General features: G+C 69.6%; 17 protein-coding genes and 2 pseudogenes. 7 read left to right on the top strand and 12 right to left on the bottom strand.

Annotated elements, in window-relative coordinates:
* Nucleotides 1–378: 378 nt before the first annotated feature.
* The 6 genes from ACH4UM_RS25455 to ACH4UM_RS25430 form a co-directional block, all read right to left on the bottom strand.
* The gene (locus ACH4UM_RS25455; protein WP_398183545.1) at nt 379–2,193 is read right to left on the bottom strand and encodes an ABC transporter ATP-binding protein; all 1,815 of its coding nucleotides are present in this window, start codon (nt 2,191–2,193) and stop codon (nt 379–381) included.
* A gap of 19 nt (nt 2,194–2,212) precedes the next feature.
* Nucleotides 2,213–3,961 (bottom strand): ABC transporter transmembrane domain-containing protein, encoded by a 1,749-nt coding sequence (locus ACH4UM_RS25450; RefSeq protein WP_398183542.1) that lies wholly within the window; start codon nt 3,959–3,961, stop codon nt 2,213–2,215.
* Between the two features lie 760 nt (nt 3,962–4,721).
* A complete protein-coding gene (locus tag ACH4UM_RS25445) occupies nt 4,722–5,522 on the bottom strand; it encodes a serine hydrolase domain-containing protein (RefSeq protein WP_398183539.1) in 801 nt (266 codons plus the stop codon).
* Nucleotides 5,523–5,583: 61 nt separating this feature from the next.
* Nucleotides 5,584–6,492: an HTTM domain-containing protein gene (locus ACH4UM_RS25440; protein WP_398183537.1), complete on the bottom strand. Its 909-nt coding sequence runs from the start codon at nt 6,490–6,492 to the stop codon at nt 5,584–5,586.
* 92 nt (nt 6,493–6,584) lie between these two features.
* Nucleotides 6,585–7,244 (bottom strand): DUF5819 family protein, encoded by a 660-nt coding sequence (locus ACH4UM_RS25435; RefSeq protein WP_389773547.1) that lies wholly within the window; start codon nt 7,242–7,244, stop codon nt 6,585–6,587.
* Nucleotides 7,241–7,597, bottom strand: coding sequence for a hypothetical protein (locus ACH4UM_RS25430; RefSeq protein WP_398183534.1), 357 nt, complete (start codon nt 7,595–7,597; stop codon nt 7,241–7,243). The genes ACH4UM_RS25435 and ACH4UM_RS25430 overlap by 4 nt, the downstream gene beginning before the upstream one ends.
* Before the next feature lie 422 nt (nt 7,598–8,019).
* Here ACH4UM_RS25430 and ACH4UM_RS25425 point away from each other — a divergent pair, with 422 nt between their 5' ends.
* Entirely contained in the window at nt 8,020–9,468 is a 1,449-nt protein-coding gene (locus ACH4UM_RS25425; protein WP_398183531.1) for a phytoene desaturase family protein, read from the top strand.
* 316 nt (nt 9,469–9,784) lie between these two features.
* Here ACH4UM_RS25425 and ACH4UM_RS25420 read toward each other — a convergent pair whose 3' ends face one another.
* The 5 genes from ACH4UM_RS25420 to ACH4UM_RS25400 form a co-directional block, all read right to left on the bottom strand.
* Complete coding sequence (locus ACH4UM_RS25420; RefSeq protein ID WP_398183528.1) at nt 9,785–11,176, bottom strand: TniQ family protein; 1,392 nt, start codon at nt 11,174–11,176, stop codon at nt 9,785–9,787.
* Nucleotides 11,173–12,108, bottom strand: a complete 936-nt coding sequence (locus ACH4UM_RS25415; RefSeq protein ID WP_398183526.1) for an ATP-binding protein — start codon at nt 12,106–12,108, stop codon at nt 11,173–11,175. Before ACH4UM_RS25415 ends, ACH4UM_RS25420 begins: the two co-directional genes overlap by 4 nt.
* Nucleotides 12,105–13,031 carry a hypothetical protein gene (locus ACH4UM_RS25410; protein WP_398183523.1) on the bottom strand — a complete coding sequence of 309 codons (927 nt, stop codon included), beginning with the start codon at nt 13,029–13,031 and terminating at the stop codon, nt 12,105–12,107. The genes ACH4UM_RS25415 and ACH4UM_RS25410 overlap by 4 nt, the downstream gene beginning before the upstream one ends.
* A 171-nt stretch (nt 13,032–13,202) precedes the next feature.
* Nucleotides 13,203–15,062 carry an ABC transporter ATP-binding protein gene (locus ACH4UM_RS25405; RefSeq protein WP_398183520.1) on the bottom strand — a complete coding sequence of 620 codons (1,860 nt, stop codon included), beginning with the start codon at nt 15,060–15,062 and terminating at the stop codon, nt 13,203–13,205.
* Nucleotides 15,059–16,921, bottom strand: a complete 1,863-nt coding sequence (locus ACH4UM_RS25400) for an ABC transporter ATP-binding protein (protein WP_398183517.1) — start codon at nt 16,919–16,921, stop codon at nt 15,059–15,061. Before ACH4UM_RS25400 ends, ACH4UM_RS25405 begins: the two co-directional genes overlap by 4 nt.
* Before the next feature lie 148 nt (nt 16,922–17,069).
* Between ACH4UM_RS25400 and ACH4UM_RS25395 the strand changes: the two genes are divergently transcribed.
* Together ACH4UM_RS25395 and ACH4UM_RS25390 are read left to right on the top strand one after the other, a co-directional pair.
* Complete coding sequence (locus ACH4UM_RS25395) at nt 17,070–17,201, top strand: hypothetical protein (protein ID WP_398183590.1); 132 nt, start codon at nt 17,070–17,072, stop codon at nt 17,199–17,201.
* Nucleotides 17,180–17,293, top strand: a pseudogene (locus ACH4UM_RS25390) (LuxR C-terminal-related transcriptional regulator); the annotation flags it as partial. The gene ACH4UM_RS25395 and the pseudogene ACH4UM_RS25390, both read left to right, overlap by 22 nt.
* 14 nt (nt 17,294–17,307) lie before the next feature.
* Here the strand turns inward: ACH4UM_RS25390 and glgX are convergent.
* Nucleotides 17,308–19,569, bottom strand: a complete 2,262-nt coding sequence (gene glgX / locus ACH4UM_RS25385) for a glycogen debranching protein GlgX (protein WP_398183514.1) — start codon at nt 19,567–19,569, stop codon at nt 17,308–17,310.
* Between the two features lie 175 nt (nt 19,570–19,744).
* Between glgX and ACH4UM_RS25380 the strand changes: the two genes are divergently transcribed.
* The 4 genes and pseudogenes from ACH4UM_RS25380 to ACH4UM_RS25365 all read left to right on the top strand — a co-directional run bounded on the left by ACH4UM_RS25380 (nt 19,745) and on the right by ACH4UM_RS25365 (nt 24,140).
* Nucleotides 19,745–20,974, top strand: coding sequence for an Ig-like domain-containing protein (locus ACH4UM_RS25380; RefSeq protein WP_398183511.1), 1,230 nt, complete (start codon nt 19,745–19,747; stop codon nt 20,972–20,974).
* Between the two features lie 183 nt (nt 20,975–21,157).
* On the top strand, nt 21,158–22,408 hold the full coding sequence (locus ACH4UM_RS25375; RefSeq protein ID WP_398183508.1) for an Ig-like domain-containing protein: 1,251 nt from the start codon (nt 21,158–21,160) through the stop codon (nt 22,406–22,408).
* A 165-nt stretch (nt 22,409–22,573) separates the two neighbouring features.
* Nucleotides 22,574–23,341 (top strand): enoyl-CoA hydratase/isomerase family protein, encoded by a 768-nt coding sequence (locus tag ACH4UM_RS25370; protein ID WP_398183506.1) that lies wholly within the window; start codon nt 22,574–22,576, stop codon nt 23,339–23,341.
* A gap of 190 nt (nt 23,342–23,531) precedes the next feature.
* Nucleotides 23,532–24,140: pseudogene (locus ACH4UM_RS25365) on the top strand (ATP-binding protein).
* Nucleotides 24,141–24,231 lie beyond the last annotated feature (91 nt).

Here is a 24,231-nt window from a genome sequence, read left to right as displayed (position 1 = left end):
AACCCGTGCCGTGGCTCGGCGACAAGGCAGTCCGAGCGCTCGCCGAAGTCAACGAGCACCTGGCCCCCATCCCGGTACCGCCCGTACCGACCCGCCCGACGGCACGGGGACAGGGCTCACCGGCCCAACCGCGTGCACAGTGCTTGCGTTCAATGCCCCACACGACGCTCTCCTCTTGAACCACGGGCGTCCCGTGGGAGTTCGAGGGCTCCGCCCGTGACATCTGCCGTCATCGCGGCAGTGAGCAAGGCAAGGGCGCCGGCCCGGGCAGCACGGCGCACAGTGGTCCTGTTCGATTCGTGTTCCCCTCGCAGAGCCCGGCCGCCCGCCCAGCGACGCTGGTCAGGCGTCGACGGAACCGGCCGATCGGCTCCAACCTTATGGGATCGGCTTTTCGTTCGTCCACGGAGATTCGACCGGGTGTGCGGGCTCCGCCCCGTCCCCGTCCCCGTGCCACGTGTGCCAGAGCCCCGCGTACGCCCCCTCCGCCGCGACCAGTTCCTCGTGGGTGCCGAGTTCGGTCAGCCGGCCGTTCTCCATGACGGCCACGCGGTCGGCGTCGTGGGCGGTGTGGAGGCGGTGGGCGATGGCGATGACCGTGCGGTTCCGGAGTACGGCGGCCAGGGCGTGTTCGGTGTGGCGGGCGGTGGTGGGGTCGAGGAGGGCGGTGGCCTCGTCGAGGATCAGGGTGTGGGGGTCGGCCAGGACCACGCGGGCGAGGGCGAGTTGCTGGGCCTGGGGGCCGTCCGCGGGGTGGCCGCCCGTGCCGAGCGCGGTGTCCAGGCCGCGCGGGAGGTCTCGTACCCAGGTGTCCGCGCCGACCGCTGCCAGGGCCCGCCACAACTCCTCGTCGCCCGCAGCCGGTTCGGCGATCCGCAGGTTGTCGCGGACCGTGCCCAGGAAGACGTGGTGCTCCTGGGTCACCAGGACGACCTGGCGGCGCAGCCGTTCCGGTTCCAGGTCGGCGACCGGTACCCCGCCCACCGTGACCGTCCCCGAAGTCGGTGCGTCGATCCCGGCCAGCAGTCTGCTCAGCGTGGTCTTTCCCGCGCCGGACGGGCCGACCACGGCCAGCCGTTCGCCGGGCCGCACCGTCAGGTCGACCCCGCGCAGCACGTCGCCGCCGCGCTCGTAGGAGTAGCGGACACCGGTGACGTCCATGCGGTCGTCCGCCGGAGCGACAGCGGCCGTCGGGGCGGACTGCGGGGCCCGTGCCAGGCCCTCCACCCGGGCGAACGAGGCACCGCTGCTCTGCAACTGCTCGACGCGCATCAGGATCTGGTCCAGCGGCTCGGTGAACTGCCGCAGATACAGCGCGGCGGCCACCACCGCTCCCAGGCTCACCGTGCCCCGTGCGTGCAGCGTGCCGCCGGCCAGCAGCACCCCGGCCACCGGAAGGACGTACGACACCTCGACCACCGGGAAAAACACGCTGCGCAGGAACAACGTGTACAGCCGGGCGCGCCGGGACGTCTCCAGCGCGTCCCGGCTCGCCGCGATCCGCCGCTCGGCCAGCCCGAAGGCCTCGACCGTACGGGCCCCGGCGGCGGTCGCCGCGACGATCTCGGCGACCTCGGAGGTGGCCGCGCCCTCGGCGAGGTAACCGTCCCGGGCCCGGCGCAGATACCAGCGCAGGGCCAGCCAGATCGGCGTCAGCGTCAGTACCCCGATGGCACCGAGCAGCGGGTCGATCACGAACACCGCGAACAGCACGAACAGCGCCTGCACCCCGCACACGAGCAACTCGGGTCCCACGTCCCGCAACGTGGTGCCGACGGCAGCCACGTCCGCGGTGCCGCGCGTTGTCAGGTCACCGGTCCCGGCCTGCTCCACGACCGACGCGGGCAGCGCCAGCGCCCGGCCCACGAACTCCTCGCGCACCCGCGCCAGCGTGCGTTCGCCGAAGCGGTGTCCCACATACCGGGCCCAGCGGGCCAGCAGCAACTGCACCAGCGAACAGAGCAGGATGGCGAGCGCCATCCGGTCCACGGCGCCCACCCCGCCGCCGGACCGGACGTGGTCGACGATCCTTCCGAGCAGCCACGGTCCGGCGAGTCCGGCGACGGAGGCCAGCGAGTTGAGCGCCAGGACGGCCGAGAAAGCCCGTCCGTCGGCCCGGATCAGGCGTACCGCGGCCCGCCGCACGTCCGTGGGCACGGCCACGGGCAGCCGCCCGGTCCCTTCCGCCTTCATCGCCCTGTCCCCTCCGCCGTCATTGCACGGCCTCCTCTGCGGTGAGAGTGCCGGTGTCGTCGGTGTCGTCGGTGTCCTCGGCGTCCCGGGCCACCAGCGCCCGGTATCCCGGTTCCCGCGCGAGGAGTTCGCGGTGGCTACCGGTGGCCGCGACCGTGCCGGCGACCAGGTAGTGCACGGTGTCGGCGTGGTCCAGGACCAGCGGGGAGGTGCTCGTGACGACCGTCGTACGGCCGGCCCGCGCCCCGCGCAGCCGGTCCGCCACCACCGCCTCGGTGTGCGCGTCCAGCGCCGAGGTGGGCTCGACGGCCAGCAGTACCTCCGGGTCGGCCAGCAGTGCCCGCACCAGCCGTACCCGCTGCCGTTGGCCGCCCGAGAGGCTCCGGCCCTGTGCGGCCACCGCCGAGTCGAGGCCGTCCGCCAGTCCCCGCACGATGTCCTCGGCGGAGGCCGTGTGCAGCGCCCGTGTCACGGCCGTCCGCTCGTGCTCCCGCCGGCCGGAAACCAGTTCCCGCAGGGGGCCGGCGAACAGGTCGGCCTCGTTGTCGGCGACCAGGATCCGCTCCCGTACGTCGGACAGCCGGATCTCGTCCAGCCGTACCCCGCCCCAGGTGGCCGCCGACGGCTCGTACCGGCCCAGGCGGTCGACCACCGTCGCCGCGTCGGTCGGGCAGGCGCACACCAGCGCCGTCAGCCGTCCCGGCGGCACCCGGACCCCCGACTCCGGGTCGTGCAGCACGGAGGGTTCGCAGGGCGCGTCCCGGGTGCCGGCGTCCGGCTCCGGCTCCACCCGGAGCAGCCGTACGACCCGGCGGGCCGCCACCACCGCGCGGCTGAGCTCGTAGCCCATCTCCACCAGGAAGGCCACCGGGCCGACCAGGACCGCGACATACCCGTACACTGCGACCAGCTCGCCCACAGTCAGCTCACCACGCGCGGCCGACCGGGCCGCCAGCCACGTCACCATCGCCAGGAAGAGCGTCGGCAGTCCCACCCCCAGCGCCTGCATCCAGCTGGTCACCGAGCCGACCCGGTACCCCTGCGCCCGCAGCCGCTGCGAGTCGTCACGGAAGGCGTCCGCGAACAGGCCCTTGCCGCCGAGGCCGTTGAGGACGCGCAGCCCGCCCGCGAGGTCCCCGATCCGCGCGGTCAGCACGCCCTGCAGCTCCCGGTACTCGCCCTCCACGCCCTGCAGTCGCCGCATCAGCGGCCCGACGAGCACGGCGATCAGCGGCATCCCGAGCAGTACCACCACGGCCAGCGCAGGCGAGATCGACAGCAGCAGCCCGGCCACCACCAGGTACACCACGACCGAGCCGACGCCGGGCCCGATGACCGTCAGCGACTGGCTGATGGTCTCCACGTCGCTCACGCCGATCGTGACCACCTCCCCGGTCCCCACCCGGCGCGGCAGTGCGGCGCCCAGCCGCACCACGTGGTCGACGACGACCTTGACAGTGCGAAAGTGGGCGTCCATCCGCACCCGCGTCATCGTGCGGTGCCGCATGATGCTCAGCCAGGCGTTGAACGCCCCGACCGCGAACAGCGCCCCCGTCCAGCCCGCCAGCGAGGCCGTGTCGCCCGGTTGGAGCCCGTCGTCGACCGCCCGGGACATCAGATACGGCGCCGCCGCCAGCAGCACCATCCACACGCTGGCCAGCACCGCCCCGGCCAGTGACCGCCCGGGCTGACGCATCACCAGCCACCACAGGTAACGCCACCCGCCCCGGCAGTCGGGCGTCCCCGGGTCCTCGTACGCGTCGATCATCGCTCCCCCGTTACTGTAGGTTCCCTTTGATCGTTAGCATTGGGCCCTGCGGAAAGGCCGGAATCCGGGTGTCGCGAGCACTGGCCGCGTCGGTGCATGGTGAGCAATCCGGTCCCTGGTGGTCGGCGAGGCGGTTACTTTCCGTTGTGCCATGTGGTTTCGTCTGGGGGACTTTCACGGCTGGGATTATGACGACGGGGCGGTGGTGTGTCCCAGGAAATCTGGGGTGGTTACCACGAACCGGTCGGCGTCCTCGAGCCACGGATACTGTCCGGCGCCGGGCTGGACGGCGAGTTCAGCGTTCGGGAAGAAGTCCGCGAACTCGGCCATGGTGTGGGGAGGGGCTCCCAGGTCGGCTTCCCCGGCCAGGAGCCCCCGCGCTCGTGGATCCCAAGAGCCCAGGTCACAGGACCGGGTTAGCGCACCCCGATGCGCGCCCTTTGCGCTCCAGTTCCTCGAGGCTACCCCGCAATCTGACCAACCATCAGTAGTTCAACACAAAAGACCAGGTCAGCGGGCATCTGACCTGGTCCTGAGTGGAGCCGCCTTCGGGATTCGAACCCGAGACCTGCACATTACGAGGGCTACCGCGATCGGGGTGGGTGGTGCCGACTGTGCCGCGCGGTGCTGTTTCCGCAGATCAGCGCCGCGCGGCACGTTGCCGCGTCCCGCCTGGGATGCCTTGTGCCGCGCCATCCGCTCACGCAGACTGCCCCGCGCACCGCAGCCGTTCGATTGAAGCATTGTGGAAACCGCTGCTTCATCCGCTTTCCTTGGCCGATGCGCGAAGTTCGTCGATTCCCGCTGCATCCGTGTCCTTGATGGATCCGGAGAGGCGATGAACGACCACCCAGCGGCCGTCGGGCAACGCTCCAGCGAAGACCCTCGATTTTCGGGTGGCACCGTTGTGGTAGGTCAGCGGCAGATCTCCGACCCGGCGCCAGGTGAGCGCCGGCTCACCGAGGGTCTTTTCGACGAGCAGTCCGGTGAGCAGGCCAGCGGTTGTACGCGTGCTGGCCCACATGCCACCCGCGGGCAGGACGGCTCCGGTCAAGTCCCATGGCTTCACGGGGCGGCCGAACCAGCTCGACGCCAGCAGACGCTGGTCCGCGGGTGGTCTGGCGGTCACCGCCCCTGAGGGCAAGCCGAGAGGCGCGAGCACGTGATCGCCGACCAGTTCCTCGTAGTCCTGGCCAGCAGCCGACATGAGTGCAGCGCCAAGCACGGCGTACCCGAAGTTGGAATACTCCTCGCGCTCACCCGGGCTTGCGGTGACCAAACTGTCGAGACGACCCACGAACTGTTCGAGCTGAGTCTGCGTGAAGTCCCTGTACGGGTTGAACAGGCCCGTGTCAGGAGGCAGCCGCGGAAGGCCGGAGGTGTGGTCGGCGAGGTGTCGAAGGGTGACGCCGGTACCTGCCGGCGCGCTCAGCCACCGTTCGACCGGGTCGTCGAGGGAAACAACGCGCTTCTCGGCAAGCACGGCAAGCACGGTTCCGGTCAGGACCTTGGTGAACGAGCCCAGCTCCACGTACGCGTCGGGATCATGCCCGCCGGTCACACGAGGAGCATCGAGGTGACTGCCGATGACGCAGGTGGGAGGGCGTCGCACGGGGAGCCTTTCAGTCGGCGGAAGCGGCCGCTACCGGTTCGCGGTTATGTGCCGCACTGCTTCCAGTCCCGTCCGCCGCTGCTTTCTCCTTGCGACGTGCGCTCAGCCTTCGCGCTGCCTGCAGTGCGCGGGACAGTTCCGGCGACAGGAAGACGAGGTCACACGCGATCATCGTCAATGCGAATCCGGTGAGCCCCATGAACAAGCCGATGGAGACGTGGAAACCGATGGATGCGGCAGCCGCCCATGGGCGCAGGGGCCGTACCAGAACACCCATGGGGAAATAGACGAGAAAGATGACAGTTGCATAGGTGCCGAGGTACACCAACAGGTCGTTGTTGTACGCGAACTGTGAAATTCCGGGGAGTTCGAATTCTGGTACCCGCATGATGTAGAAGAGCGCGGTTCCGTCCTGCCACGCCTGCCCCTGCACCTTGTAAAGCCCGCTGACCATGTAGACCAGGCACATCTGCACCGCGATCGCGGTGACACCCAGGTTGTGCAGTGGGGCACCGGCAGCTCGAAGGGCCTTGGGTATGCGCTGTATCACCCGGTGCCCCAAAGGAGAGCGCAAGGAGAAATGATCATAGCAGCGTGTGAGAAGCAGCATCGGGACGACGAGCTGCATGAGGTTGTCGCCGCCGTCCATCAGCGCCGACTGCCGCTGGTAGAGCGACCACAGAAATATGGCGTGCACCGCCAGGACGGGACGGCCCCCGATACCCAGCGTGACAGCCAAAGCAGCGATCAGTCCGAGGTGGAACAGCACTTCGAATACGACCGGCGAGTTGCTCCACGCGTAGACACTAAAACTCCCCGAGTCCTTCAACTCGTCAAGGAAGAGGTGGTAGGGCAGCAGTGTGTCGTTTCCGGGGCCGAAGAGGTAGCGCCGGTCCCCGTACTGGCTGACATAGAACATGAGGCCGACGAACCCCAGTAACGCACGGGTTCCCGACACACCCAGGACCGCGACAGGACGGCTGGCCCAGGTGTCGATTTTGTCTAATAGTTTCACTGCAGATCAGCAGCTTTCTTCCATGGAAAGTCGTAGGCGTCGACCTTGTCGTGTGCGTGGGGGTTGTCCCTCTGTGACCAAGGCGGGAGAGACCGGACGTACATCCGGACCTGCACTGCTTGGAGGCTACGACCGTCCGTGCACGCCTGAGTCATCTGGGTCAGTGCATACCTTGAGAGGTAGTTCACCGCTTGATTGCGCGTACGCTTCTCGTATGGCAGCAGCGGAATGGGATTCTTTCCCGGCTTCTTCGCCTTCCCCTTTTCTTTCTGCTCGCGGAGGCGCCTCAGGAGGTCATCGGTCGAGTTGTACTGTTGGATGCCGTTGCTGACCACCCGGGACATTCGCGAGGGAAAGAATCTGTCGTTCTGGACCCTCCGGATAGTCGGGCCTGTCACGTCGTAGTACTTCGTGACCTCACCGTCGCTGCAGCGGCCCCGCGCGATGATCCCCTGGTCGACCATCACCGGATCCGGGGCGAAGAGCATCCAGTTCTGCGAGAAGTACGGTTGGAGATAGGCGTTCAGGAGTGGCGCCAATTGCACCTTGGCAGGACTCAGCGGCGTCTGGGAGAAGGCCGCAATGGAGAAGTGGGCGCCCAGGAGGGCGGCACCGGCAAGCAGTACCGCCCTCTGGACGCGACGAGTCGCCGTCACCTATCGAACGCGGTCGCGCTGGAGACGCTGCCGGAGATCTTGGCCGGCGCGCGGAACACCCCGCCGAGACTCAGGTTGTCCGTCAGCGCTCCTACGGCGTGGCCCACGGAAGGGCAGGCGGCCCTGGCGTGCACGGCTGCCCGGGCGGCCGCCCGGCCGACCGCGCTTGCGACAGCCTTGGGCGCAGCGGCCTCACCCTTGCTGACGGCCACCTTCTCGTTCACCGGCGCCACAGGCGTGGCCTGGGCCGAGCCCTGCATGGTCAGTGCAAGGCATGTACCCGCGACAGCGGCACCGATGACGGCACCGACAGTTCGCTTCTGCATCGTTCCCCATTTCGTCTTGTCGGTCATTGCCCACAGCCCCCACGGTTCCCGGATCCCGTCGGCGCCTCCGGATGAGAGCGCCACTGATCACCGGGGATGTCCCCCGCGTTCAGGGCTGGAGTCAGCTGCATAGCAACCATTCGGAGTAAGCAAATCCCAACATCTAGAAAGTCAGGACCTTTGGTCGCGTTCGCTCCTGACAGTTAACTTAGCGTGCCCATGGTGACGGGACAAGTGATTTTTATGAGACCCCTGTGACTGAAAAGTGACACACGAAACGGTCGTTTCCGGGATGACTGAGGTGAAACGAACGAACACGTCCGACATCGCACCTTGCTGAGCGGTGGCGTTTCGTGTTTGCTTTGTTTCGTATTGGGTGAGCCGTCTGGTAGGCCTGCGTCGGTCGACCCTGGAGGCGGCGCTTGCCAACGAAAGGGAAACAGCCGGTAATGAAGGCGGACGTCGCGATCGTGGGGACGGGTCCGAACGGGCTGGCGGCTGCAGTCGTCATGGCGCGCGCTGGATTGCATGTGCAACTTTTCGAAGGTCACCGCGAGATCGGTGGCGGCCTGCGGACTACGTCACTGTTCGACGCTGACATCACGCACGACGTATGCGCGGCCGTTCACCCCATGGCAGCTGCGTCGCGGTTCTTCCGAGAGTTCGATCTGGCCTCGCGTGGGGTGCGATTACGTCTACCTAAGATCAGCTACGCCCACCCACTGCCCGACGGCACAGCTGCCCTGGCTCACCACGACCTGGAGGCAACCTGTGCTCGGCTGGGGACGGACGGCGAACCCTGGCGACGCATGATGACTCCACTGCTGGAGCGCAGCTCCGACGTAATCGATCTCGTCCTTTCCCACCAGCGCGCCATTCCGCAGGACCTGCTCGTCGCAGTCAGGTTCGCTGCGCGGACTCTCACGCTCGGCACCCGGCTGGGAAGGCGCACTCTGACAACCGAAGCCGGCAAGGCCCTGCTGACGGGTGTCGCGGCACACGCTGTGGGACGACTTCCAAGTCTTGCGTCCGGCGCGATCGCACTGCTGCTGGGGCACCTTGCCCACGGTAGCGGCTGGCCCCTTCCAGAAGGCGGCAGCAGCCGCATCGCCGAGGCCCTGGCCGCGGATATCACCGCGCACGGTGGCACATTCCACACCGGATGCAAGATCGATGATCTGAGGCAACTACAGGGATCGAAGGTGGTGTTGTTCGACACCTCCCCGAAAGGTCTTCTCCAGGCCGCCGGCGACTTGCTCCCCGCCCGTTACGCCCGCCACCTCTCCCGCTTCCGCCACGGCCCCGGGGCCGCCAAGGTGGACTTCCTCGTCAACGCTCCCATCCCTTGGAAGGATCCTGACGTAGGCTTGGCGGGCACCGTACACCTCGGTGGGACGCAGGCGCAGATACGTCACCAAGAAGGCCTCGCCGCCGCAGGTGCCGCCGCACCAGAGCCGTTCGTCCTGGTCGTCGACCCTGCCGTGACGGACCCCACTCGGGCCCGGGACGGAAAGCGGCCTGTGTGGGCCTACGCCCACGTACCGAACGGAAGCTCCCAGGACCCCGTGCCCATGGTGCAGGCACGTATTGAACAGTACGCGCCCGGCTTCACAGAAACCGTCGTCGCCAGCCGCGGTATCAGCGCCCGCGACTACGAGGCCTACAACCCCAACTACGTCGGCGGTGACATCAACGGCGGTGCTGTGACCCTGAAGCAGAGCGTGCTCCGCCCAGCCCCCCGGGTGAATCCCTACCGCACGCCGCTCCGCGGCGTGTACCTGTGCTCCGCATCCACACCGCCAGGACCTGGCGTACACGGGATGTCCGGTTACCTGGCCGCCCGTTCCGCACTGAAGTACGAATTCGGCATTCACGCAACACCAATCCTTGCCCCCTGACCAGATCGCCCGCACCAGTCCATGAGGTGGCGGGCACGACGGGCCGCCGAGGTCCCTCGTGCACAGGCTGCGCGGCCTGGGTGCGTCGCTTACTTGGCCTGGCCCGGAGCCACACGACCGCGGACCGGACTTACGTTAATGTGCGAGCCATGACAGCTGATGAACGTGAAAAACCTGGCACGGAGCACGAGTTAGCGGCGTCTCCCTGGAGCTGGGGGGGCCTGGGCCCGATCGGCGGCTTCCTCTTGATGCTCTCTGGACTGGGTCTGCTCCTGTGGGCGTTCCTGGGCCGGGCAAGTTCCAGCCCTTCACTGATCTACCAGGCTGCGAAGGTCGTGGCGATCGGCCTGGTGGTCACGGGTACCACTCTGGTGGCGCGCCGACGCGACTCGTCACGACGCCCCGACGCAGAGACAGAGCCTCCTCCACGATCGTGAGAAGTTGTTGTCTTTTCCGATCTTGAGTCGCCGAGGAGGGAGAGGAGACGAGTGGCTTCGTCAAGGAAGCGATGTCCGTCTTCCGTGATGGTGAGGGGCCGGGACCGTCCGGTGCCGATGATGGTGAAGCCCACGGTCTCCTCGATCCTCTTCAGTTGGTAATTGAGAGTGCCCCAGGTCACTCCGAGTTCGGCAGCGGCGTCCTGAAGAGTGCGGTGTCTGGCGATCACCGTGAGGTGCTGTAGGCGCTGGAGGGAGTTCTTCGTACGGCTGACGGCGTGCATCGCGGGGCACAGATCGGTATCGAGTGACGCAAACGGGTTGGTGAACTGACTCGTGGGGTGTCGAGGGATGCCCCACTTGCTCACGAGTCGCATCACGTCGTCTTTGCGAACGCCCAGTTCGCGGGCGATGTCGGGTGAAGAGCGCCCCTTGTCGTGGTACTCCCTCTGCAGCCAGGCGCGAGAGACGATCTTCTCAAGATGGCCGGCTGGGCGGCGTTGGCGGAGCGGGATGCCTGCTTCGTCGAGTGCGTGCCGGACGGTGCTGATGCTGCAACCTGCCAGCTCGGCGATTTGATGTTGCCGTAACTGCTGTTCCTGGTAGAGCTGTTGAAGGCTCAGTGGGGCCAGGACTCCCTGTCGTGGGGTGCGTCGGCCTGGGGCGGGTGGCTGCTGCTGGACGGGGTGCGGTGCGGTGGTGCCGAAGGTCTCGACCGAGAGGAGGAGACGGGCGTCGTCCAGGCCGAGCAGGCGGGCGAGCTCGGCGGGCTCTGGTCCGTTCGCCGCATGCTGTGCGAGCTGGCCGCGGTTGATCGTCTCGGGGCCCGGCGGAAGGCTGGGATCCGTGATCCAAGTTAGTGGGGGTTCCCAAGTGACGGGCTCGTCGATGCCGTGGGCTTCTAGATTCGTGGCCGCCTGCGCATGCAGGAGTTCGTGCAGATCGGGATGGAGCCGGTAGTGGAAGGACAAACGCCCAGCGGTGCGATTGTCCGGGTCGATGACCACGGTGACACCGTCGAACCGGTCGAGTGTCATCGCGGCCAATGCTTCGGGCGGGAGCCCGGTGCGTCGGGCGAGGGCGTCGCGTTCGGCGTGTGTCAGCCTGCGGATCATGAACCTCGGGTCCGTTCCGGACAGCCCGAGGAACCGGGTGAACTCTCCACCGCTGACGGCCAGTCGGCGGGCGTATGCCTCGATCCAGCTGTCGAGGGCTTCGCCCTCGACGGGCGGAACCCAGAGCGGGATCCGCTCGTCGGTCCACCGTGTCATGCCGACTTCCGGCGGCGATCAGCCGGGCACGTCGGGCGGGTGGTGAGCAGGCCGGCCTCGATCGCGGCTTCGAGTTCCTTGCGGGCTGCCTCCGCGGCGGCGTCGTTCTTCACCTGGTTCATCAGCTCCTCATCAAGGCGCTCGCGGCCGGAGCGGATCGCGCGCAGGCAGCCGCGGTTGACCAGCGCCATGAGGGAGGCGAAGTGTCCGGTGGAGCGTGCGTAGAGGTAGTCCGACAGGTCCCGGGCGAGCATCCCGGGGTACTTCTCGGCCAGGACGAGTTTCTGCTCGATCGTCTTGAGCAGGGTGTGACCGAGTTGGAGTTCGCCCCGGCGAGGAAGTGGATGTCGTCGATGATGATCGCGGCTGTCTTCATGGACAACACGGCGTCCACGGCCCGCTCGGCCAGGGTGTCGGCGTTTCCCGGACGTCGGCAGACCGTAGAAGCGGCAGATCGCCGCGTTCAGACCGCGGATCTGCGTGTTCCCGCTCAGCGCAATGTGGATGACCGGGACCCGGCGGTCTCCGCTCGGTGTCGTCTCTCCGCGCAGGGCGACCTGCTTGCGGAACAGCTTGCGGCCGTAGTCCCGCACCGCCGTGCTCTTGCCGAGCCCCGGATAGGCGTCCACCAGGGCCGCAGGTTTGGTCTTGTCCCCGTCCTGCCGGTTCGACTCGACGATCTCCTCCAGGGCGTCGTGCAGCGCGAGAAGTTGCGGTGTGTCGATCGGGCCGATGTTGGCGTGCCAGACCTCCCGGTTGTCGTTGTGCACAAGCAGATCCCGCGGCGAGAGTTCTGCGAGCTGGGACCGGGTGAACTGCGGGGGCTGGATTCGGTCCGGGCCGTTGACCTCCCGCAGCCAGCCCGGCAGCCGGGTGGGGGTGTACTGGCGGTCATCGCCCTCGAACGGTTCGGTGCCGTCCGCCGTACTCAACGGCTGCCCCAGACGTCGGCGTAGTAGTCGTCTTCGTCGACCGGGGCGGCGCTGTCCTCGCCGGGGAAGGCGGCGTCGCACTCCTCGTCCTCGTCGTCGTCCCCGCCCAGGTCATCGTCCTGGATCCCGACGACACGCAGACCAGGCCCGCCGGACTCTTCTGCCGGGCCGGACCCCGTTGAGCTGAGGTCGGCGATGCGACGGACCGACGGCAGGGCGGCGACCTCTGCTTTCGCGTCCTGCGGTTCGTCGTCCTCGCCCACCAGCCGCAGCCGTTCCTGGGACAGCCGCACCGCCATCCGCCGCTCGGTGCGGTCCGCGGCAAGTCCGGCACCCCACCGCTCCAGGAGCTCGATCAGCGCCCGCTTGGTGTCGGGGAACCGGTGGGCCTTCTTGGCGAGCCGGCGGGCGTAAATCAGCGCTTCCCTGCTGAAGGGACCGTTCAGCAGGGCCGCATGCTCCCAGTCGAGCGGGTGCCACCTCCGCGTCCCGGGGTCCTGGAAGTACACCTTCCGCATATCGCCGCGGTCCACCGCGATCGGCCACTTGCCCGCATCCACCCCGCGATAAGGACTGGGCTGGTTGCGGTAGTCGTTCAGCGCGTCCCCGTTGTAGCGCAGTCCCTCGATCTCGACCCCGTAGTGGTGGATCGGGACACGTTCTTCCTGCAGGAACTCCAGGGCCAGATTCGGGCGGGCCGGGATCCGTAGCGGTCCGGCGCGGGTGACGCCGTGCTCGAACATGTCCAGCGGGCTCAGTTTCAGCCCCGGCACCTCCGGCACGGACAGACCACGGTGGCGGCGCCGGTGATAGATCCGGGTAATCCACTCGCGGATGATCGCTTCGAGTTCGTCCTCGTACCGGATAGAGGCCGTTGGAACCTTGCGCGTACGACGACCGCAGCCCTTAGTCCGTTCCGCCATGACAAGGACGGTACGAAGCAAGGGCAGCCAGCACCCAGTGAAGATCGAAAAAGGCCCGACGGAGATCGCTACTGACCGTAGCCATTGTCAACCGGATCGCGGATTTGCTAATCCACTGCTAACGAACCACTTTCATTGCTAACGAAGTCGCGGATCCTAGAGTTACCCGGTTCAGACCAGGCTGTCGCGCCAGGCCCGGTGCAGGTCCGCGAACCGGCCGGTGCCGGCGATCAGTTCCGCCGGGCCGCCGTCCTCCACGATGCGGCCGTGTTCCATGACGAGGACCCGGTCGGCGATCTCCACGGTCGACAGCCGGTGCGCGATCACGACCGCCGTACGGCCGCGCAGCACCGTCGCCATCGCCCGCTGCACCGCCCGCTCGCCCGGGATGTCGAGCGAGCTGGTCGCCTCGTCCAGGATCAGCACCGCCGGGTCGGCCAGCAACGCGCGTGCGAAGGCCACGAGTTGACGCTGACCCGCCGAAATGCGGCCGCCCCGCTTGCGTACGTCCGTGTCGTAGCCGTCGGGCAGGGCGCGGATGAAGTCGTGTGCGCCGATCGCCTTCGCCGCCCGCTCGATCTCCTCGCGGGTCGCGTCCGGGCGGCCGATGGCGATGTTCTCGGCGACCGTGCCGGAGAACAGGAACGCCTCCTGGGTCACCATGACCACCCCGCGCCGCAGTTCGGGCACGGAGAGATCGCGCAGGTCCACCCCGTCGAGCAGCACCCGCCCGCCGGAGGGGTCGTAGAAGCGGGCCAGCAGCTTGGCCAGGGTCGACTTGCCCGCGCCGGTGGAGCCGACCACCGCGACCGTCTGCCCGGCCGGGATGGTCAGCCCGAAGCGGGGCAGCACTTCGCCGCCGGTGCGGTAGCCGAAGCGGACCCCGTCGAAGACCACCTCGCGGCCGGGGAGTTCGGAGGCGGGCGGCGGGAGCCGCCGGGGTGCCGCCGGCTCCGGGACGGAGGGCGTCTGGGCGAGCAGGCCCGCGATCTTCTCCAGCGAGGCCGCCGCCGACTGGTAGGAGTTGAGGAACATGCCGAGCCGGTCGATGGGGTCGTAGAGGCGGCGCAGGTACAGCACCGCCGCGGCCAGCACGCCCAGCGCCAGCGAGCCGTCCGCCACCCGGTAGGCGCCCCACAGCACGATCACCGCGACCGCCGTGTTGGCCACGAGCCGGGAGCCGACCACGTAGCGGGCCATCTCCAGGAGCGCGTCACCGTTCGTGCGCTCGTGGCGCCGGTTGAGGACCCGGAAGCCGGCGTCGTTGGCGGCCTCGCGGCGGAAGGCGCGCACCGGGCGGATGCCGTTCATCGTCTCCACGAACTTCACGATCACCGCCGCGATCGCCGTGGACCGCTCCTGGAACACCCGCCCCGCGCGCCGCCGGTACATCCGCACCAGCAGGTACAGCGGCCAGAAGGACGCCACCGCGACCGCGCCCAGCCCCGGGTCCAGCCACAGCAGCGTCGCCGAGATGCAGGCGAAGGACAGGACGACCGTGACGAGTTCCTGCAGGCCCTCGCTGAGCAGCTCGCGCAGCGACTCCACGTCCGTGGTGGAGCGGGAGATGAGCCGGCCCGAGGTGTAGCGCTCGTGGAAGTCGACGCTGAGCGCCTGGGCGTGGCGGAAGATCCGGCCGCGCAGATCCAGCAGCACCTCCTGGTTGACCCGGGCCGAGGCGACGATGAACGCCCACTGCAGGGCGCCGGAGGCGAGCGCGCACAGCAGATAGCCGACGGCCACCGCGATCAGCGGGCCCCGGTCGTGGTCGCGGAACGCCGGTACGGCGGTGTCGATCGCGTACGCCACCAGCAGCGGGCCCGCCTGCACGGCCGCCTGCTGGAGCAGCAGCAGGAGCGTGGTGCCGGCGACGCGGGCCCTCAGGGGCGCGAGCAGGGAGCGCAGCAGGGCGCCGGTGGCGCCGGGGGGAGTGGGCAGGACGTCCCGGTCGAAGGGGTCGACGGTGTCCTGGGGGCGTGGCAGGTCCTCCTCTTCCCCGGCGGTGGCGACGGACGTCGTGGGGGCCGTCATCGGTCGTCCTCCTCCTCTTCCGGCGCGCGTCCACCGGACATCAGATGGGCGTACTCGGCATTGGTGCGCAGCAGTTCGTGATGGGTTCCCACGGCGCTGATCCGGCCGCCGGAGAGCAGGGCGACGCGGTCGGCGAGCAGCACCGTGGAGGGCCGGTGGGCCACGATCAGGGCGGTGGTGTCGGCGAGGACCCGGCGCAGCGCCGCCTCCACGGCGGCCTCGGTGTGCACGTCCAGCGCGGACAGCGGATCGTCCAGGACCAGGAAACGCGGCCGGCCGACGACCGCCCGGGCCAGCGCGAGCCGCTGCCGCTGCCCGCCGGAGAGGCTGAGACCCTGCTCGCCGACCCGGGTACGGGTGCCGTGCGGGAGGGCGTGCGCGAAGCCGGCCTGCGCCACGGACAGCGCGCGGTCCAGTTCGGCCGGGCCCGCACCGTCGCCGGCGCCCATCAGGACGTTGTCGCCGACGCTCGCCGAGAAGAGGGTGGGTTCCTCGAAGGCGACGGCGACCAGCGAGCGCAGTTCCTCGCGGGTCATGGCGGTGATGTCCCGCCCGTCCAGGGTGATGCGGCCCGAGGTGAGCTCGTGCAGGCGGGGGATGAGCGCGGTCAGGGTCGTCTTCCCGCTTCCGGTCGCGCCGACCAGGGCCATGGACTCGCCGGGGCGGATGTGCAGGTCGACGTGGTCCAGCAGGGGCGGGGAGTCCGGCGGGGCGTCGGGGTAGCGGAAGCGGACGTTCTCGAAGCGGAGTCCGTGCCCGTTCCCGTTCCCGCCTCCGTTCCCGTTCCCGCCCCCGTTCCCGGCGGAGGCGGCGGCCCGGGCGTCCGTGGCCGGGCCGGTCTCCGGCTCGGCGTCCATGACCTCGAAGTACCGCTCGGTCGCCGTCGCCGCCTCCTGACTCAGTGCCAGCAGGAAGCCGATCGACTCCACCGGCCACCGCAGGGCGAGTGCCGTGGACAGGAAGGCGACCAGCGTCCCCGCCGACAGCGACCCGTCCGCGACCTGCACCGCGCCCACCACCAGCGCCGCCCCGATGGCCGTCTCCGGCAGGGTCATGATGACCGCCCAGATGGTGGCCAGGAGCCGCGCCTTGTGCAGCTCCGTCCCGCGCAGGGTCCGGGAGAGCTCGCGGAACGCGTGCGCCTGGCTGCGGTGCCGGCCGAACCCCTTGATGATGCGGATGCCGAGCACGCTCTCCTCGACCACCGTCGTCAGGTCCCCGACCTGGTCCTGCGCCAGCCGCGCCACCTTGGCGTACCGCTTCTCGAAGAGCGCGCACATGACGACCACCGGCACGGCGGGCCCCAGGATCACCAGCCCCAGCGTCCAGTCCTGGAGCAGCATGATGACCACGCCCACGAGGATTGTGACCCCGTTGACCAGCAGGAACGTCAGCGGGAAGGCGAGGAACTGACGCAGCAGCATCAGATCCGTGGTGCCCCGGGACAGCAACTGGCCCGAGGCCCACCGGTCGTGGAAGGCGACCGGCAGCCGCTGCAGATGCCGGTAGAGGCCCGCCCGCATCTCCGCCTCGACATGCGACAGCGGACGCGCCACCAGCCACCGCCGCAGCCCGAACAGCACCGCCTCGGCCACCCCGAGCAGCAGCAGGTACACCGCGCCCAGCCACACACCCCGCGGATCGCGGTCGGCGACGGGGCCGTCCACCAGCCACTTCAGGACGAGCGGGATCACCAGCCCCGTGCAGGAGGCGGCGATCGCGACGAACGCGGCGGTGAACAGCCGTGCGCGCACCGGCCGTACGAACGGCCACAGGCGCAGCAGCGTACGGACGGCCGAACGGCCGGTCGGGCCGGTGTGGTGGGCAGGGTCATCGGTGGTGTCAGGTGTCGTGGGCATCACCAGCGAGACTACGGACCGGTACTGACATCGCCCACCGAGTTTTGGCCGGACCGGGTTCCGCCGCTGGTCCTACGACCTGGGTGTTCGGCCCTGCCGACTCCCGGACGCCCGGCGGGGTCGTACCGCCGCATCATCCGATCGGCCGATGTCCCTTCCAGCGGGTCCCGGCGAGGCGGCGGGCGGTGCCGAGGCGGTCGAGAGGGCCGCCGTGCTCGACCCGGACGTGATCCTGATGGACCTGCGGATGCCCGGTGGTTCATCAGAGAGGCCACCGTGAAGACCCACCTCACCCATCTGTACGCCAAGCTCGGCGTCAACGACCGCGCGGCGGCGGTGGCGGTGGCCTTCGACCGGGGGATCCTCGGCTGAAGCCGGGTCACCGGTCAGTCGGCGACCTTCAGCAGCAGCACCGACCGGGCCGGCACCGTGATGGGCGCCCCCGCCCGGTGCACCACGCCCGGCGCGGTGGCCTGTTCCTCCCGTGAGGTGTCGACGACCACCTCGTAGTGCTCCGCCCACGGCGGCCCGGGCAGGGCGAAGCTCACCGGCCGGTCGCCGGCGTGCAGCACGGCCAGGAAGCTGTCGTCGATGATCGGGGCGCCGCGCTCGTCGCGGCCGGGGATGTCCCGGCCGGAGAGGTACATCCCGAGGGTGGCCGCGGGAGCGTACCAGTCCCCTTCCGTCATCTCCGTGCCGCGCGGGGTGAACCAGGCCAGGTCCCGCAGTCCGTCCGCCGAGTGCGCGCGCCCGGAGAAGAAGGCCCGGCGGCGCAGCACGGGGTGCCGGTGGCGCAGCTCGATGAGCCGGGCGGTCAGCTCGGACAGCTGCTTCCAGCCCGGGTCCTGAAGCAGGCTCCAGTCCAGCCAGCCGATCTCGTTGTCCTGGCAGTAGGCGTTGTTGTTGCCGCGCTGGGTGCGGCCCAGCTCGTCGCCCGCGACCAGCATCGGCACACCGGTCGACAGCAGCAGGGTGGTCAGCAGGTTGCGCAGCTGCCGGCGCCGCAGGGCCCGTACCCGCTCGTCGTCGCTCTCGCCCTCCGCTCCGCAGTTCCAGGAGCGGTTGTCGTCGGTGCCGTCGCGGTTGCCCTCACCGTTGGCCTCGTTGTGCTTGTGTTCGTAGCTCACCAGGTCGCGCAGGGTGAAGCCGTCGTGTGCGGTGACGAAGTTGACGGAGGCGTAGGGACGGCGGCCGCCCCATGCGTACAGGTCGCTGGAGCCCGACAGGCGGTAGCCCATCTCCCGTACGTCGGGAAGGGCGTGCCGCCAGAAGTCCCGTACCGCGTTGCGGTAGCGGTCGTTCCACTCCGTCCACAGGGGCGGGAAGGCGCCCACCTGGTACCCACCGGAGCCGACGTCCCACGGCTCGGCGATCAGCTTGACCCGGCGCAGCACCGGGTCCTGGGCGATGACGGCGAGGAACGGGGAGAGCATGTCCACGTCGTGCATCGAACGGGCCAGCGCGGCCGCCAGGTCGAAGCGGAAGCCGTCCACGCCCATCTCCGTCACCCAGTAGCGCAGCGAGTCGGTGATCAGGCGCAGCACATGGGGCTGGACCACGTGCAGGGTGTTGCCGCAGCCGGTGTAGTCGGCGTAGTGCCGCTCGTCGGACTGCAGGCGGTAGTAGCGGCGGTTGTCGATGCCCTTCAGGGAGAGGGTCGGGCCGTACCCGTCCGCCTCCGCGGTGTGGTTGTAGACCACGTCGAGGATGACCTCGATGCCGGCCGCGTGCAGCGCGCGCACCATCCGCCGGAACTCGCCGACCTGTTCACCGGTGGTGCCGGAGGCCGCGTAGCCGGCGTGCGGGGCGAAGTAGCCGATCGAGTTGTAGCCCCAGTAGTTCCGCAGGCCCCGGCGCAGCAGATGGTCCTCGTGCGCGAACTGGTGCACCGGCAGCAGCTCCACCGCCGTCACGCCCAGCCTCACCAGGTGCTCGACGGCCGCCGGGTGGGCGAGGCCCGCGTAGGTCCCGCGCAACTCCTCGGGGACGTCCGGGTGCAGCCGCGTGAAGCCGCGCACATGCAGTTCGTAGATCACCGAGTCCGCCCAAGGGGTCTTGGGACGGCGGTCGTAGGTCCATTCGTCGTCGGGTCCGCCGTCGTGGACGACGACGCCCTTGGGCACGTACGGCGCGGAGTCCCGCTCGTCCCGGACGGTGTCCGCGACCGACTGGTCAGGCCAGTCCCGTACGTGTCCGTAGACCTCCGGGGGCAGTCCGAACTCGCCGTCCACCGCACGCGCGTACGGGTCGAGCAGCAGCTTCGCCGGGTTCCAGCGGGCGCCGGTCCACGGGTCCCAGCGACCGTGCACCCGGTAGCCGTAGCGCTGCCCGGGCATCACGCCCGGGACGAAGCCGTGCCAGATCTCGTGCGTCAGTTCGGTCAGCCGGGCGCGGGTCTCCTTGCCCGAGGCGTCGAACAGGCACAGTTCGACCGCCTCCGCCCCGCCCGCCCACAGCGCGAAGTTGGTGCCCGCCACCCCTTCCGGGCCGGCCCGGAAGCGGGCGCCCAGCGGCGTCGGCGTACCGGGCCACACGGGCATGCCGGGCGGCGGCGCGGCGCGGCGCGCACCGTTCACAACGGCGGACGGGAGCCCGTCCCCGGCGGCGCGCCCGCCCGCCACCGCCTCCTGCTCGGCTGCGCTGGACACCTGGTCGGCCCCTTTTTTCGGCTGCTTACGGCTCTTGCGGCTCGCTCGCCCGGCGGGTCGACCGTGCTGCCCGCCCACGGTCGCGGCTCCCCGCCGCGTTCTCCTCCCCACTGTTCTGCCCAGAGCTTGCCTCGCACTCACGTTTCCCGGGGGCGGGCCGGTCGTTGGGCAGCCCGTGAGGCACGTACAAGGGCGCGCACGGCGCGCAGGGGCCGCGCTGGCCGCCGTACTGACATGGGCAGGACTACTGGCCGGGGCCACCGGCTGCACCTCGGACGGCACGGGAGGGCTGGACGGTGTCTTCGGCAAACCCCCGGCACCCGCGGACGTGGTCCGCGTCTCCCCGGACGACGGCAGCAAGGACGTCCGCCGCGACCAGAAGCTGCGGGTCCGGGTCGCCGACGGGCATCTGGAGTCCGTCACGGTCGTCAAGTCGCAGGACGCGCAGGACACCCCGGTGTCCGGCCGTCTCTCCCACGACCGCCGGACCTGGCAGCCCGACGACGACCGGCTGGCGCTGGCCGCCAAGTACACGGTCGACGCGGTCGCCGTCGACGGGCACGGACGCCGCTCGGCCCGGCACACCACCTTCACCACCTACGTCCCCGACGAGCGCTTCATCGGTTACGTGACGCCCGAGAACCGCTCCGTCGTCGGCACCGGAATGATCGTCTCCCTCGGGTTCAGCCGGGAGATCGCCGACCGTGCCGCCGTCGAGCGCGCCGTCCACGTCACCGCCAGGCCCCCCGTGGAGATCAGCCCCCACTGGTTCGGCAGGGACCGCCTCGACTTCCGCCCCGAGCAGTACTGGAAGCCCGGCACCCAGGTCACCGTCGAACTGCGCCTCAGGGATGTCGAGGGGGCGCCCGGCGTCTACGGGCTGCAGTACAAGACCTTCTCCTTCACCATCGGCCGCAGCCAGGTCTCCCTGGTCGACGCGGCCGCGCACACCATGCAGATCCGGCGCGACGGCGCGCTGCTGGCCACCGTGCCCATCACGGCCGGGGCGCCCAAGACCACCACGTACAACGGCAAGATGGTGGTGATGGAGATGCTCGAGGTCACCCGCATGAACAGCCGCACGGTCGGCTTCGGCGGCGAGTACGACATCCCCGACGTCCCGCACGCCATGCGGCTCACCGACTCCGGCACCTTCCTGCACGGCAACTACTGGTCCACCCCGGACCCGTTCGGGCACGTCAACGTCAGCCACGGCTGCGTGGGCCTGAAGGACGTCAAGGGCGGCGGCTCCGAAACCCCGGCGGGCTGGTTCTTCGACCGCAGCCTGATCGGTGACGTGGTCGAAGTCGTCCACAGCAACGACAAGGTGGTCTCCGCCAGCAACGGCCTGGGCGGCTGGAACATGGGCTGGGAGCAGTGGAAGGCGGGCAGCGCGGTGAATTGACCGGGTGGGGGCGGTTGTCGAGGCCGCTTTCGGGAAGCGGTTTCCGAAAGCTGTTGAAGTTGGGACGCAACAGTGACATTGGCCTGACAACTTGCCCCTGACCTTGTGGTTACTATGCGCCAGTGCGCGGACGGGAATCGCGCTGGGGTGCGGGTCCGACCGGCCCGGGGAGGGGAGACGAACTTGAACGTGCGGCCGATATCGGGGGCGTCGGTTGACGCGCGGGGGCGCGGCGGACGGCGGGGGAACAAGGGGGTGTTGGCGCTGGTCTCCGGTGTGCTGGTCCTCGCCGTCACCGCGTGCGGCGGGGGCGGCTCGGGCTCGGCGTCCGGGGGCGGAAAGGGCAAGGACTCCGACACGGCCCAGAGCAAGCAGTCGCAGGCGGTCCTCGCCATCGCGCCCAGGGACGGCGCGAAGTCGGTCGACACCAGCGGGGCGCTCAAGGTCGGCGTGCGCAAGGGCACGCTCACCCAGGTCGTCGTCAAGGACGCCAAGGGCACCGCGATATCCGGGCGGCTGACCGACGGCGGCACCTCCTGGACGCCGACCGGCCATCTGGCCGGCGCCACCAAGTACACGGTGCACGCGGTCGCCAAGGACTCCGCGGGCCGCCAGGCGGCCGAGGACTCCAGCTTCACCACCCTGACGCCGAAGAACACCTTCGTCGGGTACTTCACCCCCGAGGACGGCTCCACCGTCGGCGTCGGAATGCCGTTCTCCGTCCACTTCACCCGGGGCATCACGCACCCCGACGAGGTGAAGAAGGCCATCCAGATCAAGACCGAGCCGGCCGTCGACGTCGAGGGTCACTGGTTCGGCAACGACCGCCTCGACTTCCGTCCCGAGCAGTACTGGAAGGCCGGCACCAAGGTCACCGTCAAGCTCAACCTCGACGGCGTCGAGGGCCGGCCGGGCGTCTACGGCAAGCAGACCAAGACCGTCTCCTTCACCATCGGCCGCAACCAGGTGTCCGTGGTGGACGCCTCGAAGCACACGATGAAGGTCATGCACGACGGCAATGTCGTCAGGACCATCCCGGTCACCACCGGCAAGCCGGGCTACGACACCTGGAACGGCCAGATGGTCATCAGCGAGAAGCTCACGGTGACCCGGATGAACGGCGAGACGGTCGGCTACGGCGGCGAGTACGACATCAAGGACGTCCCGCACGCCATGCGCCTGACCGCCTCCGGCACCTTCATCCACGGCAACTACTGGGGCGGCGACGCCTTCGGCAACTACAACGCCAGCCACGGCTGCGTCGGTCTGCGCGACGTGCGCGGCGGCTACGACAGCGGGGTGCCGGCCGCCTGGTTCTTCGACCACTCGATGATCGGCGACGTGGTGGTCGTCAAGAACTCCCACGACCGCACCGTGGACCCGGACAACGGGTTCAACGGCTGGAACATGTCCTGGGACAAGTGGAAGGCGTGACCGCCCCCGCCCCCTGACGGCCCGGCCCGGTGTGATCGACCGCACCGGGCCGGTTGCCGTTAGTCCCCGTGCTGTGCCTGCCCGGGGGACGACCCCCGGACCCCCGGCCCGGTGTGATCCACCGCACCGGGCCGGTTGCCGTTAGTCCCCGTTAACCTGCTGGGCATGACCGTAACTCTGGAAGTCGCCGAGGGCGTCGGTACGCTGCGCCTGAACCGCCCGCCCATGAACGCGCTCGACGTCGCCACGCAGGACCGGCTCAAGGAGCTCGCCGAGGAGGCCACCCGCCGCGAGGACGTGCGCGCCGTGGTCATCTACGGCGGCGAGAAGGTGTTCGCGGCCGGCGCGGACATCAAGGAGATGCAGGCGATGGGCCACGCGGCGATGGTGCTGCGTGCCCGCGCCCTGCAGGACTCCTTCACCGCCGTGGCCCGCATCCCCAAGCCGGTGGTCGCCGCGGTCACCGGCTACGCGCTGGGCGGCGGCTGCGAGCTCGCGCTCTGCGCGGACTACCGGATCGCCGGGGACAACGCCAGGCTGGGCCAGCCAGAGATCCTGCTCGGCCTCATCCCCGGCGCGGGCGGCACCCAGCGGCTGTCCCGGCTGATCGGCCCCTCCAAGGCCAAGGACCTCATCTTCACGGGCCGTCAGGTCAAGGCCGACGAGGCCCTCGCGCTGGGCCTGGTGGACCGCGTGGTCCCGGCCGCCGAGGTGTACGAGGCGGCGCACGCCTGGGCCGCGAGGCTCGCCCAGGGACCGGCGATCGCGCTGCGCGCGGCCAAGGAGTCCGTCGACACCGGGCTGGAGACGGACATCGAGACCGGACTCGCCGTCGAGCGGAACTGGTTCGCGGGGCTGTTCGCCACGGAGGACCGCGAGCGCGGAATGCGCAGCTTCGTGGAGGAGGGTCCCGGAAAGGCCAAGTTCCTCTGAGGCCGCCTCGGGGCCGCGGGGAATTCCCCGTCCTCCGCTTGCAATTGACATGACGTCCGACCCGGGTCCCCCGATGGGGCGGTTTATGGCAGCCTTAAGGCAACCTTAAGCTCGTCTTGTCGAGGGAGCCGGCCCGCGGCCTCCGCCGGAGCCGTCCGCGCAGGTCGGCCGGGCTGTTCCGGGCTCCGAAGTGCCGCTGGCACATGCCGGGTGGACACCGAAAGGCGGGGGCGTCCGGGGCGCGTAATCCGCCGGAACGGCCACGCAGCGCACTCCGGACGGCCATGATGGGGGCATGGCGGGGCTGGAGGGCATGGAACAGCCGCGGGGGCAGGAACATGCGACCGTGGCGCGCTGGTCGCCCGCGGTCGAGGACGACCGGGCGTTGAAGGCGCTGGAGCTGTACGGCAATCCGACGGAGGCAGAGGTTCCGTTGCCGTCCCGTCCCGAGTCCGCCGCCACCGCCCGCCGGCTCGCCCAGGTCGTCGTCCTGCGCCACTGGGGCCTGTCGCCGAAGCTGGCGGAGGATGCCGTCCTGCTCGTGTCCGAACTCGTCGGCAACGCCGTACGGCACACCGGCGCCCGGGTCTTCGGCCTCCGTATGCGCCGCCGCCGCGGCTGGATCCGCATCGAGGTCCGCGACCCCTCCCGCGGACTGCCCTGCCTGATGCCGGTGCAGGAGCTGGACGTCAGCGGCCGCGGGCTGTTCCTCGTCGACAAGCTGGCCGACCGCTGGGGCGTGGACCTGCTGCCGCGCGGGAAGACCACGTGGTTCGAGATGCGGGTGGCGGACCGCTGACCTGCCGGTCCCCCTGACGCATCGGCCTGACCGACTCTCACCGGGCAGCCATACGTGTGAATCGCCCGTTTTCTTACTTTGCGGCTCTTAA

The sequence above is a fragment of the Streptomyces sp. NPDC020801 genome, assembly GCF_044334385.1.
Taxonomy (GTDB): domain Bacteria; phylum Actinomycetota; class Actinomycetes; order Streptomycetales; family Streptomycetaceae; genus Streptomyces.
The sequence above is the reverse complement of the archived record's forward strand: the minus strand, read 5'-3'. Positions and strand labels throughout refer to the sequence as shown.

Bases quoted from the DNA above. Each gene is read 5' to 3' on its own strand.
- ACH4UM_RS25425 (WP_398183531.1), top strand. From the start codon at position 8,020: ATGAAGGCGGACGTCGCGATCGTGGGGACGGGTCCGAACGGGCTGGCG.
- ACH4UM_RS25370 (WP_398183506.1), top strand. From the start codon at position 22,574: ATGACCGTAACTCTGGAAGTCGCCGAGGGCGTCGGTACGCTGCGCCTG.
- ACH4UM_RS25410 (WP_398183523.1), bottom strand. From the start codon at position 13,031: ATGGCGGAACGGACTAAGGGCTGCGGTCGTCGTACGCGCAAGGTTCCA.
- ACH4UM_RS25395 (WP_398183590.1), top strand. From the start codon at position 17,070: ATGTCCCTTCCAGCGGGTCCCGGCGAGGCGGCGGGCGGTGCCGAGGCG.
- ACH4UM_RS25405 (WP_398183520.1), bottom strand. From the start codon at position 15,062: ATGACGGCCCCCACGACGTCCGTCGCCACCGCCGGGGAAGAGGAGGAC.
- ACH4UM_RS25455 (WP_398183545.1), bottom strand. From the start codon at position 2,193: ATGAAGGCGGAAGGGACCGGGCGGCTGCCCGTGGCCGTGCCCACGGAC.
- ACH4UM_RS25440 (WP_398183537.1), bottom strand. From the start codon at position 6,492: ATGTTCTATGTCAGCCAGTACGGGGACCGGCGCTACCTCTTCGGCCCC.
- ACH4UM_RS25430 (WP_398183534.1), bottom strand. From the start codon at position 7,597: ATGACCGACAAGACGAAATGGGGAACGATGCAGAAGCGAACTGTCGGT.
- ACH4UM_RS25450 (WP_398183542.1), bottom strand. From the start codon at position 3,961: ATGATCGACGCGTACGAGGACCCGGGGACGCCCGACTGCCGGGGCGGG.
- ACH4UM_RS25420 (WP_398183528.1), bottom strand. From the start codon at position 11,176: ATGACACGGTGGACCGACGAGCGGATCCCGCTCTGGGTTCCGCCCGTC.
- ACH4UM_RS25400 (WP_398183517.1), bottom strand. From the start codon at position 16,921: ATGCCCACGACACCTGACACCACCGATGACCCTGCCCACCACACCGGC.